Raw genomic sequence first — 12,389 nt, forward strand, 5'->3', positions numbered from 1 at the left:
GTTCACTGCGATTCATGCAAAAACACCCAAAAAGCGTCTCATAATCGATTGGTCCCCAGTTCAAGTCTGGGAGGGGCCACCAGTCATAGCAAGGCGTAGCAGGTTAGTACCTACTACGCCTTTTTTGTACCTGCTGATTTTTAGTCAAACACTTAGTCAAACAAGGAACGGGTACAACTCCCGTTTTCGCATTAGAAAAAATCAGCGGAGTAACTCTGATAGATGCTCAACACTCCAATCCTGCTAGCAGTCCTCTTTCCACTTGCTTATACAAACGCCCACCAAAACGACTAACCCCCTGTGCCCTAGGTAACTTCTTGTACCCATCTCACAAAATATGGCTTATCTAACACTTTGGACAATAGCGCACGAAAACCAAAACAGCCCTTGATACACTAGCTTCAAATCTACCAACTCGATGGCGTGTTAGGTGCCGACAACTGATCGGCGGTAGCATGGCTAAACACTGGACGGTTAACCAGCTTATCGGTTAGATGCAGCCAAAAACGTGCGCGTTTATCCGTGACAGATTCACACTATCTCAGAACGGATGACAAAAAGATCCTATTAGTCAGACGCTTACAGACTCACGCTTGGGGATAGTGTGAATACGTGAGGAGTGATAGGCGGCATGCACACTTTCGCGGAAGAGCCGTATCGATTAAAGAGGAAAAATCCGGGTGGGATCATTCGGTTAGGTAGAAAATGGTGCGGATAACGATTTTGCGAAATCGAGTATGCGCGCTAATACAATGTTAGGCATACATAAAGAATGAGTTGGATTCAAACATTGGACGTAAAAATACAAGCTGCTCTAATAGCATCAATTGTGACATTGATCGGAATTTTTATGAAGGATTTCGTTTTTCAAAAATTAAAGGAGAAACGTGATCAATCGAAAAGTACGCAAGATGTGTATAAAAAATATGCGGAGCCCTTGGCGGCCGCAGCCGAAAGCATGTTTTGGAGGCTCAATGAAATATTTAATGTTAAGGGACGGGCTCATTTCTTAATAAGAAGTGAAGTAATAACAGGTTTCGAAGATTACAAATATAAAAGTACACTGTATCGGTTGGCATCTCTTATCGGCTGGGTTTATGCGATTAAGAAAGAACAGTCTTACATGAAGCCCGTTGGTGCCGTGTCACAGGCATCTATATCAGAATCCATGCGTGTATTTGAGTCTGCCCTTGCCGATGGTCCTCATGTGGAAACTGAAAGGCTGACACGTCTTGTCGAATTATGGTCGCTAGAATGCTCTCCCGAAAAATCTATTGATTTGTCAATTGCTTTAGAAAAAAGGCACAAATCCTTCCTTAAAAGTAAGAGTGTTACTCTAGCCACAGAGCTCAGTGAGCAAGACTTATTCGATCTTTGTAGGGAATGTGCAGATTATTTATGTGCTCAGCTTGATTGTAACCAACTTCGAGATGAATTGATTAAGGAAACAATGCAACAGTCTGCCCGACGACTTTCTATCCGTGAGGCGTGGATATATCGGGACTGGCAAGCGGGAATCGGGGAGTTGATGGTTCGTAAGTCGGAATCCGATGCAAGAGATTTTGATGTAATTGGATTTAAAGAGTTTGAATCGATGCTTGAGTCTAATGATCCAGAAATTTCTAAATGGATTTCTCGAATCGAAAATACATTTAAGGATCTTGATATAGACAAATTGGATGGTCAGGATGTAAGGGTTGAACAAATACGGTCAACTTTCAAGGCCGTTGCCAAACTAATTGTTGAGATTAATAATTCGGGCTTAGAAGTGAGTCCGTTTGGAAACCAAACGATTGCTGCTGCGGAGGCAAACAATGCCTAACAAGGTGCTGCTAGGGACAAACCTATGCTGCGCTCCGGTTTGCCCCAGAGCACGGCGTTATAAGCTTTAAGGAAATTCATGCAGATCGAATGTCCATCTTGCACTACAGACAACAAAATTGAGTTTGGTGAAAATATTGTTTGTAGCGAATGCAAAGAGTCACTTTCAGGCCACTCTTACAAGAAATTTAAGAAGCCGCTTTTATCGGCTACAACTGCTCTATTTATTGGCGCATTCGGAACATATAAGGCAGATCAAATACTCTTTGAGGATCAACGATATCCACTTAATGTTGAATATGAACTTGTAGATAGTTGTGTAAACTCGTCGCGCATACCAAGGAGCTCTTACCACCAAGCTGACAAAATTCAGATTTGTCTATGTGCCTTAGAAAAAACAATGCAAGTGATCAGTTACAAAGAGGCACAGAAAAACGAGTCAGAGTTTCTGACTCGTTTTAGAGGCAGCCTGACTAGCTGCAATTAGTTACTTTCCCTTTGGAGGGTTATTGCCTCGCTTGCCTCCAGAAGGCTTACCGGTTGTGCTTGGACCGTTGTGTGGGCGAGTTGAACCAGGTTGACTTGTTGCAGATTGCGCTCTTGCGGCAAAAGAACCTTTCGGGACGACTCCACCGTTTGATTTAGCTGTCGCTGACTGAATTCGAGCAGCAGCGGCTTTTGACATTGATTCGGACATAGTAGTCTCCATAGTTGAATAAAAATTGTCCCCGCTGGGACATTGACAATGCTAGGGGTTAGGAAAAGACAAATGGGGACAAAACAGGAATCTCATGAGCTTTTTTTGCAAATAAAAGGGCTGTTAGCAGAGCTAGGGTGGACTCAGAACAGGTTTGCTCGAATTTTGTACAGCGAGTTGCATGAGTGGGATGACGAAGACGAAATCTTTAGGTTTCAAGAGAAGTTTAAAAAGGAGCTTCAACGGCCGACAACAAAGCCTGATAGACTGAAAGTGTATCTTGATGTGATGATGAGGCACCCTGAAGCGAAAAAGCTGGATGTGGTTATGAATAGGTATATCCCCCAAGGATCAATTAGTTCTAGCCTAAGTAAGGGCATGAAAGATATATCTTCCGAAATCGACAGCGCTTATAACAAGACGTTGAACCGGACAAGCCGGTGAACGCGGCGTTAAGTGCTTGAGTTTTATCAAATGACGCTTAGCTGTTTATTTTTCTTAGATTAGACTAGTTCACTGTTTTTAAGAGCTTTTATTGTTAAAATGGGCTCGCTCACCCAAGGTGGGTATTAAAGATCTCTCACCTTTGATAAGAACACAATATTTGGAGTTGTACATTGGAAGCTAAATTCACCTTTTATAATATTGAAAAGTGTGGCTATTACACGTTTGGAGCAGTGCTACCAGTTTTAGGTGGTATTGGCGATACTTTTGAGAAGTTAGCACAATGGGCTTCTGATGGAAGACAACTCTAAAATACAACAACTTACCAGCATGATGCTGACAATGACATCATGCGAACATTCTATGTTGATTCAATTAAGTGTCAAACAACAGGCGATATCTTACTAACATTATGGAATGAAGTCGAAAACGATAATGGCAAGATTTATGGGATGAGCCCAAGTCAAATGCCAGGTGATACTCAAATACTTGAAACGGGTTTTAGTGGGCGTGCAATTCCTGGCTTTCCAAGTTACTTCTGGATTTCACCTGAACATAGTGTTTTTGCATCAATAAAATTTGATCACTCCGTTCACGGAAAGCAGAGTTTGGACCGATACATTAACGGCTTCTTATCTAATAAATCAGTTTATCGGGTTTTTGATGAGGACAACTGTGTGATTGGTTTTTCTGAGAATGGTCAGGCTGTAGAAGGTTGCGAAAAAATTCACCCTCGATTCTCATCAAAAATCAAGAAAAACAATATGTTAGAAGCTGAGTTGTTAGCTAATATTTCCAAGATACGCAAGTTTGTTAAAAAAGAGTCGTTACTGTATGGAACTGAAGACGATCGGGTATTAATTGAGCGTGTTTTTTCTAATCTACTAAATAATGCACCTGTCTTTGTACAATCAAAAGATATTATACATGAAATAGCTTTTGAACCATCAGAGTCTCAATTAAGAAGAATCATCGCTAATTTTTACGAAAATGAAGACGAAAACCTTAAGAATGTAGGTTTTGTTTACAATACTGGCAAGCGGGTTATGCTTAAAGGTATAAATGTTAGTTTTAAATACAATTTGGATGTGGTTAGGTTTGATGCGCACGTTATAAATGTTGAAAACATGTTGGCAGCAATTCAGTCATCGAGAGCGGAACTTCTATCTGAGATGGAAAATCCGATAAGCACTCAATAGTGATGGTGGGTTAAATGATTAAATATTTTATTATACTCGTAATATCAGCGGGGTGCGTGGATAGCTATAATTTATCCGCGCGCTATAGGGAAAACATTTGGTGATTTTTCGAGCGATAATGCTTTTAAAAAAGAGTTAAGAGAGAATAAAAAGGATTCCAACTATTTATCAGAACTTGTTGAAATTGTACTGGTATCGGCATTCGTATTAATGTCTATATTAATAATTCAATTCACATACCCTGTTTTCAAAGGAATGGCTTTCTTTGGTTTTAATGTACAGATACTTAAAGTAGTCGGTTTTTATATTGTCTCTACGTTAACAATTTTTCAATTGCATGCGGTCTCTAGAGTTATTCTAGCGAACTACTTCTTTCTTAATAAATTACGAAAGAAGAATATTAATGATGAAATTGACCATCTCCATAAATGAAGCCGCATAACAAATAAGAATAAGTGTCGCGCAGCCGACACTTCATTTGGGTGTTGAACAAGCCCGTTGCTTTATTAAGTAAATAGCTCGAATGCGCATAGGTAGGCGCTGCGTCTGGCACTTTTTTCAGCGCGAGCGCAGCCAAGAAGTGAGTAGATAAGACCTCACTTCAATACGTTACGTTAACGATGTGGTTTTTGTCGGTTTCGTAGTGACAACTTTTAATCCTTAATGATACAAGATTAAACTCAAAAAGTAAGTTTCAGACTAGGGGGGAGGTACGTTTAAATGGGATGGTTAGATAAAGCTAAGAGCGCAGCGGCTGGAGTCAACGAAAAAGTAAACAATATTGATGTTTCTGATATTACGAATAAAACCAAAGAGTACGGAAGAAACGCCTACGATAGTACAGCTGCGAAGTCAGCCCAAGCTGCTGAAGGAGTGAAAAAAGCTGCATCTGACTTAGATTCAGCAGCAGTTGCCGAAAGCGTTAAAACTAAGGCTACTGATCTATCTCAAAGGGGACAAGAAGCTGCTACCGAAGCTTACGAGCAGGCTAAAGAGAAAATCGACAATATCGATTGGGAAGAACTAAAAGATGTGGATGCTCAAAAAGCTAATGCAATCAGATATTGGGAAACTGGTACTGACAAGCTAAACCAATGGGCTAGAAGTACTTTTGAAGTTGATAAAGATACTTTGCGGATGGTTTCAGATTTGCAAGGCAACCTACCTGTTCCTGTTAAAACATCGGAAGAAATCTTTGAACAATGCCGAAATATTGCCATTCAAAGGGCAATGTCTTCGTTCTTCTTAAACCAGACAGCTAATTCTATTGATGACCACTCTCAAACTAAGTATGAGAACTTGTCAGAAAACTACAAAGAGTTTGGGGGGCGCATTGGTGAGCATAATTTAAGAAATTCACATGAGAACTTTTCTTCTATGCAAGATCAAAGAGCTGCTGCAAAAGATACGTTTTCTCCTCTGGAAGATGGGTATAATAAAGATGCCACACTCCAGCCGCATGACGCGGATATCGAGCATGTTATTGCAACTAAGGATATTTATAGCTCGACTTTGTTGAAAGCCGGTACAACGGATAAAGAACTTCTAGATGCAATGAATGATTCTGGTAACTTAATCTTTACAAACTCTTCGGTGAATCGTTCAAAAAGAGATATACCACTTGGTGAGTTCCTAGAAAATTCAGTTCCGCATCCAGATAAACCAGGTGTTCGTATCATGCAAATTCAGGGTGAACAGTATGAATTAAACGAAGAAGACTGTAATGCTGCTTTAGAACAAGCTCAGAAGGTTTTGAATAGGCATAAATCTAGTGCAGCCGTCGAAATTGGGATGACCGCGGTTAAGAGTGGTGCGACGATGGCGGTTCAGCAGGTTGTCGGTATGATTGTTGTTGAAACCATCGATATTTTTATGGATGAAATCAAAGTCTTTTGCAAGGAATTCAAACTATTTGATGAAAAGGGTATGGTTCAAAATGTGAAGGAACTTAAGGTTCGGTTGACTCAACGTTTGAATCAACGCTTCGAAGAAAGACAGATTTGGGCTAAAGCTAAAACTCTTGGGATAGAGGCTGGCGTGAGTGGTGCGTTAAGTGTCATTCCTCAGATCTTAATTTCAATGGTTACGAAACTTCCTTCGTTTGCTCTAGGCTTGATACGTGAGGGCACTCTAAGTTGTATTCGTTGTGTTCGAATTATGTCTAGTAATGATGAGAATAAGCTTAAATCTATAAATATCATCATGGCAAGTACCGCTTCAGCAGTAGTGGGTTTGTACGTCGGTCGCGTAATAAGTACAGGGCTTGCGTCTGTACCACTACTGAACCGATTCAATGCTCAGACCACCGCGATTTTGTCAGGGCTTGTAGTAACAGCAGTTCCATTGGTTGCTATTTACGTGTTTGATCAGAACAAATCAAAGTTCACCTTTGCATCTGGAAATATTACGACAGGTGAGGCTTAGTTGTATTAGTTCAATAAGAAGGTTGGGTGACAACAGTCTTATTCCTATCGCCGTAATAATAGTATCTTTGGACTTGTGTAGTGGAATAGTGAATTTGGCCACGGTGCTAGAGCGTGTAAGAACAGAGATCCGTTCAGCAGAATCAGAGTAACCAAACTCGACAAGTGCGGCCTGATGATTTTGTCACGATCTCTGGTGATGGCTTAAGTTCCGTATGCATTCCCACGCAGGAGCGAGGGAACGAGTAAATAGAGGATAAATTTGCCGAGTTAACCATTGGCCCGTTCTTTTTCTTCATGAATATAAAAAGGCACTGATCACAGTGCCCTAATATCAACCGTCACACAGCATTGTTACTGTTCAATCATCTTCATCTCAACAATGATAGGCAGGTGATCCGTGACTGCAGGCCAGTTAATATCGCCATACGACATGTTGTTTTGCGGCACCGTGATGTTTTCAACATGCCATTTTTGGGCTTTTCCTGTCATCACATAATCGACTTGGATCTCAGGATTACTCGCGGGCCAAGAGCGAAAATCAACCGCTTCATCGTTAACCACATTCCAGTAACGGCTCAATTCCTGATAAGTCGCAGAATGTGGTACATCGTTCATGTCACCGAGCAGTAATTTGATACCTCGAGAATCTATGGCGGTATCGTTTAATTCTCTCACTTGCTCAACACGCATCGTCGGATCTTCTTTTGTGTCTAAATGCGCATTAAAAATGGTGATTGGCGCGTCAAACCCTGGGACATCAACATGTGCCTCAAAGGCAATGCGCTGCTCACGCTCACCCGATGGCAGTTCAGTGATCGCGGTTTTTAAAATAGGGTGTTTTGACGCGACAGCCAATCCGTACTGACCACCCTCAAAGTCGATAGCCCTACCAAATTCAACATTAAGCCCAGTAAGCTCAGCGAGTTTCTTTGGTTGGTCTACTCTGCCGCTACGCGCTGTCAGTGCGTCAACTTCTTGTATTGCAACGATATCAACATTCAACGCCTTAATGGCTTTGGCGATTTCTGTTAATGAAGACACTCGACCTGCGGCCATATTGAATGTCGCAACACGAAGTGTAGGTGCTTCCTCCACAGAAAACGTCTTGTTAATCAAATCGGTCTGGGCTTGATAAGGTTCTCTATGTCCTCCGGCAAATGCAGTGGCTGATACAATTAAAGAGATTGGTAACAGTAGGTGTTTGTATTTCATTGTTATTTTCTTCGCCTTTGTGGTTTTTTCGCGAGGAGAATTATCTTAGAAAGATATAGGATAAGCTGTGATAGATATCTCAATAAAAAGATACATAAACAATCTAGATCACACTTACATGTAAAGTGTAATGGCCCACTAACATTGGCCACGGTGTTAGAGCGTGTAAGAACAGAGATCCGTTCAGCAGAATCAGGGTAACCAAACTCGACAAGTTCGGCTTGATGATTTTGTCACGATCTCTGGTGATGGCTTAAGTTCCGTATGCATTCCCACGCGGGAGCGTGGGAACGAGTAATCGTCGCCAATGACATCACCGACGTTAAAGTACGCGTAGGTCGGCATAAGCGCCTTCTCGATCGCGCAAGCTGGGTGTGATTTCCGCCGCGCGCCATCCGACATCGTGGATAAAATTGGCGCCAAACGTAACAGGCGCAGTGCAACTGGCGCCCAGGTGGCATAGCGCATCATTGTTGACATCTTACCGGGGCTTGTGTCACCTACGCCAATGGGATCATTTGACGGATTACGGATTACGGATTACGGATTACGGAATACCGAATACAGAAAGAGCTGAGCCCCGATTCGAGCACGATCTGCTCTCTTCTGTACTCTGTAAGCGAAGCGTTCTGTATTCAAAAATCCTGAATATCGCGTAGGTCGGCATAAGCGCCTTCTCGATCGCGCAAGCTGGGTGTAATTTCCGCCGCGCGCCATCCGACATCGTGGATAAAATTGGCGCCAAACGTGACAGGCGCCCAGGTGGCATAGCGCATCATTGTTGATATCTTACCGGGGCTTGTGTCACCTACGCCAATGGCACCATCGATGTATAAATTTTGTCATTGTAGTGGCGAACTAACATTGGCCACGGTGTTAGATCGTGTGAGAACAGAGATCCGTTCAGCAGAATCAGAGCAACCAAACTCGACAAGTTCGGCTTGATGATTTTGTAACGATTTCAGTTCATGGTTCAAATCTCGTATGCATTCCCACGCAGGAGCGTGGGAACGAGTAATAGAGATCCAGGGCAGTAAAGTCACAGTGAAAAAACGCAGCCCCACGGCTGCGTTTTGTTTATCTCACTCAATGAAACCAAGCCTGTGTTATTGAGTCGGCTCAATGGTCAGTGGCTCCCAGGTTGCCATGGCATTGCCGCCGGCGCCGTATTGGTCTGGGTATGCACGGCCTTTAAGCAGGGTGTAGTACACATCAACAAAGTCATCATCGTTGGTCAGCCAGCCGTCGGGGATGGCTTCGATGATTTTGCCGGTGATTTGCGTGACCACGCCATAGGCTTGCGCTTCCAAGTCGGGGATCGCGGCTAGGATGTCGCTCGCCACCTCGTTAAGTTTCAGCGCCAGCTCTTTGTAGTTGGTGCCGTCGTCTTGCTCCATTAAGATCACGTCTGCCGCGCCCCAGCGATAACGATCCCAATGGATCATCACTTGGTTGGGGTAATAGGTGGTTTTGTCGTAATCCAAATACGGCATATCGACAATGTCGAGCGTCGGTTCATCGCGGCTGGGGTTCACGCCGGTGACAATGGCATACACTTCTGCCGCGCCGGAGATCCACGGTTCTTTATCGTCGGCCAGACGGATGGTTTTTAGCACTGTGGTGTCAATGGGTTGGGCTGGGGCTTGTGCCATCATGCGTGCACTACGACGCATCCGTGGTGCTGGATTCTGCTCCGCCAAGGTGCGACGCATCACTTCCAATCCGGCTTTTAATGCCGCTTTGCCGTCCGTATCAATCACTAACACGGGGCGGTCAGGCATTTGATAGACGTCTAGCCAGTGGGTGTTGCCCTCAGTGTCAAAGGCCTCAATCTGGGTCCAGCTTTTTTCATCACCGGCCGGCTCAAAGGCAAACAAAGGCGCTTGGCCGGCTTGCCAACGCGCGAGCATGCTTGGGTCGGCTAAGCGTACTTCGAGCAGTTGGTCGGCGACGTCTTCGACGCCTTGCGCCTCACGCAATGCACGGTCAGCGCTGTGCAGCTGAGCATCCAGGCTGCGTTTGCTGCGTGAGCTACGCGCTTGAGGCTGTGTCAGTGCCGACAAGGGAGCATTTAAGCCATAACTATTAATATTGCGCTGTAGCGTTGGGGCAATTTGCGCATAGTCTTGGCTGAGTTGTTTGGCGGTGTCGCGCTTGACTGTGACCACTCGGTGACCTGCATTGCCGGCAAAAGCGGGAGTAAAAGCGTGGGTAAAGCCGACCAATAGCAGCGAAATCAGTATTTTCTTATTCATCGCATGTCCTCTTGTGTACTTCAACTGACGTTAGCGGACTAACGTTTGTATAGTGCGATGTCTTTGCCCCAACACGCTATGTGTAAAGCGAAGGGGTGAGAGTACCGTTCATAAAAAAACGTGTAACCTTGTTGCGACGTTAATCATTTCTGGTACTAGAGTAAATGCTCACTCATAAAAAAGCATGGTAGTGGGATGGGGTCTCTTTACCGAGCATTTGGCCGTTTTTTATTAACATCCTGATAATGATAAAGACGTGACGATGCGGCGTTAAGGCCGGTTGGCGGGCGTGAATACGAGGGTTGCGGTTAAACGCAACAGTAGACGGTAAAATAAAGCCGCTGGCAAGGCAGCGGCTAAACTGAAATCGGCGAGAGTTAGATACCGTCGCGTTCAAGCGGGCAGCTCATGCAGCGTGCGCCACCACGGCCTCTTCCGAGCTGATCACCGGGCACCGATAACACCTTGATACCTGCTTTATCATACTTTTCATTGGTGTAGGTATTGCCTTCGTAGCCAATGACAACGCCAGGACGTACGGTTAGCACGTTATTGGCGTCGTTCCATTGCTCACGCTCGGCGGCATAGCTGTCGCCGCCGGTAGTAATGATGTTTAACGGGCCGACATCCAGCGCTTTTTCAATTGCGGTGAGGTAGCAAGACTGCGCGTCTACGTTAAGGCCGTCTTCGCCTTTGCGGGTTAAGCGCCAGCAAGGCAAATCAGGGCGCATCACCGTGGGGTAGACTGAGAAAGTATGGATATCCATGTGGGTCATTACGGTATCAAGGTGCATACACGAGCGGTTTTTTGGCAGTTGTACTGCAATCACTTCTTTGGCTTGGCCACTAAATAGCAGGCTACGTGCCAGTTGCTCAACCCCTTGAGGCGTGGTGCGCTCGGACATGCCAATTAACACCGCGCCGCGGCCAATGACCAGCACATCGCCACCTTCTATCGCGGCGTTGTCGTAATCGCGGACCTCATCACCGAGGTAATTGACAAATTGGCTTTGCGCGAACTCAGGATGCCAGCGGTAAATGGCGCGCAAGTGATTGGTCTCTCGCTGGCGGGCAGATTTCGCCATTGGGTTGAGTGAGACGCCGCCATACACCCAGCAGGAGGTATCGCGGGTAAACAGATGGTTGGGCAGCGGCTCAATCACGAAGTCGGTTTTGTCGTGCATCGCTTGCATCATCGAGGATGATTGCACGGGTAAATCGATATAGCTTAAGCCACCGAGCAGAATGTCCGCGAGCGTGTTGTGGTCGATATCGGCCATGTAGGCGCGCACATCGTTGGCAAATTGATAGCCAAGACGGTATTGGTTGAGCTGGGTGTCGAGCAGCCATTGCTTGGCATCAGGTTCGGCTAATGTTTCAACCAGTAAGTCGTGCAGTAGGTGCACCTGCACGCCTTGATCCGTGAGTGTGCGGGCGAACATATCATGCTCTTCGCCGGCACGCTCTACCGCCAGAACATCATCAAACAACAAATCGTGGCAGTTAGATGGCGTTAGGTGGTTTAACGCTCGTTCAGGGCGATGAAGCAGAACGCGCTTCAGTTGCCCAACTTCGGATCCAACGTAAAACTCACTCATGGTAGGTCCTCTTTTTCCTTAATACGGGCCAGGCAATGAGACAAACAGCGCCTTGCACACCCGGGATGTGTGCTCACCGATAAGGTGGGAATGCGGGCCGTTTGCACAGGGTGGGCGTGTCTCATGTCCTCCTTGGATGGTCGAATAATGACAACCTTCCGAGGGGAGGTCAATGTTACAAATCACTAACAATCTCGCCAAACTAGTAAGGTCACAGAAAATTCATCAACTTGGCGGTTTTATCGTCAGCTTCGCGGTGAGCGAACGTGGCATTTTTGCCGAAACCGTGCCATATTGCGCCCGTATTCATTTTCTGGAGTCGCGCTTATGTCACAGGCTGAACTGATTGAACAACAACACCAAGAAACGCGCATGATTATCGAGGAGCTTCTCGCTGACGGTAGTGATCCGGATGCGTTATATACCATTGAGCACCATTTATGTGCCGATACCTTTGCGGCGCTGGAAGATGCGGCGGTCGAGGCCTTTAAAATGGGCTTTGAGGTAGCAGAGGCTGAAGAGCTCGAGCTGGAAGAGGGCGGCACGATTGTTTGCTTTGATGCGGTCATGGAAACCGCTTTGAATGCCGAACGCATTGATGAGCAGGTAGAAAAGTTGGTGGCGTTGGCCGACAAGCACAACATTGATTACGACGGCTGGGGCACCTATTTCGAGTCGGATGAAGACGAAGAAAGCCCAGAAAGCGAGTAAATTTACTCGCACCAGTAAGCCTCAAA

Annotated in this window: 9 protein-coding genes; 5 read left to right on the forward strand and 4 right to left on the reverse strand. The window is 45.2% G+C overall.

Annotated elements, in window-relative coordinates; translation table 11 throughout:
- Nucleotides 1–772: 772 nt before the first annotated feature.
- The 4 genes from BZG77_RS00420 to BZG77_RS00450 all read left to right on the forward strand — a co-directional run bounded on the left by BZG77_RS00420 (nucleotide 773) and on the right by BZG77_RS00450 (nucleotide 6,585).
- Nucleotides 773–1,822, forward strand: a complete 1,050-nt coding sequence (locus BZG77_RS00420) for a hypothetical protein (RefSeq protein ID WP_077645760.1) — start codon at nucleotides 773–775, stop codon at nucleotides 1,820–1,822.
- Nucleotides 1,823–2,590: 768 nt separating this feature from the next.
- Nucleotides 2,591–2,962 (forward strand): hypothetical protein, encoded by a 372-nt coding sequence (locus tag BZG77_RS00435; RefSeq protein WP_077645762.1) that lies wholly within the window; start codon nucleotides 2,591–2,593, stop codon nucleotides 2,960–2,962.
- Nucleotides 2,963–3,312: 350 nt separating this feature from the next.
- Nucleotides 3,313–4,161 (forward strand): hypothetical protein, encoded by an 849-nt coding sequence (locus BZG77_RS00440; protein ID WP_077645763.1) that lies wholly within the window; start codon nucleotides 3,313–3,315, stop codon nucleotides 4,159–4,161.
- 720 nt (nucleotides 4,162–4,881) lie between these two features.
- Complete coding sequence (locus tag BZG77_RS00450) at nucleotides 4,882–6,585, forward strand: hypothetical protein (protein WP_077459881.1); 1,704 nt, start codon at nucleotides 4,882–4,884, stop codon at nucleotides 6,583–6,585.
- Between the two features lie 353 nt (nucleotides 6,586–6,938).
- Here BZG77_RS00450 and BZG77_RS00455 read toward each other — a convergent pair whose 3' ends face one another.
- From BZG77_RS00455 to arcA, 4 genes are all read right to left on the reverse strand, one after another.
- On the reverse strand, nucleotides 6,939–7,799 hold the full coding sequence (locus BZG77_RS00455; protein ID WP_077459880.1) for an endonuclease/exonuclease/phosphatase family protein: 861 nt from the start codon (nucleotides 7,797–7,799) through the stop codon (nucleotides 6,939–6,941).
- A gap of 635 nt (nucleotides 7,800–8,434) precedes the next feature.
- A complete protein-coding gene (locus tag BZG77_RS14800) occupies nucleotides 8,435–8,578 on the reverse strand; it encodes a hypothetical protein (protein WP_158011396.1) in 144 nt (47 codons plus the stop codon).
- A gap of 327 nt (nucleotides 8,579–8,905) precedes the next feature.
- On the reverse strand, nucleotides 8,906–10,054 hold the full coding sequence (locus tag BZG77_RS00465) for a DUF3103 family protein (RefSeq protein WP_077645766.1): 1,149 nt from the start codon (nucleotides 10,052–10,054) through the stop codon (nucleotides 8,906–8,908).
- 377 nt (nucleotides 10,055–10,431) lie between these two features.
- On the reverse strand, nucleotides 10,432–11,652 hold the full coding sequence (arcA, locus tag BZG77_RS00470) for an arginine deiminase (RefSeq protein ID WP_077645767.1): 1,221 nt from the start codon (nucleotides 11,650–11,652) through the stop codon (nucleotides 10,432–10,434).
- 327 nt (nucleotides 11,653–11,979) lie between these two features.
- On the opposite strand from arcA, the gene rraB reads away from it, so the two are divergent.
- Nucleotides 11,980–12,363 carry a ribonuclease E inhibitor RraB gene (rraB, locus tag BZG77_RS00475; RefSeq protein ID WP_021022642.1) on the forward strand — a complete coding sequence of 128 codons (384 nt, stop codon included), beginning with the start codon at nucleotides 11,980–11,982 and terminating at the stop codon, nucleotides 12,361–12,363.
- Nucleotides 12,364–12,389: the final 26 nt, after the last annotated feature.

The sequence above is a fragment of the Salinivibrio sp. IB643 genome (assembly GCF_001996105.1).
GTDB classification, from domain to species: Bacteria; Pseudomonadota; Gammaproteobacteria; order Enterobacterales; family Vibrionaceae; genus Salinivibrio; species Salinivibrio costicola.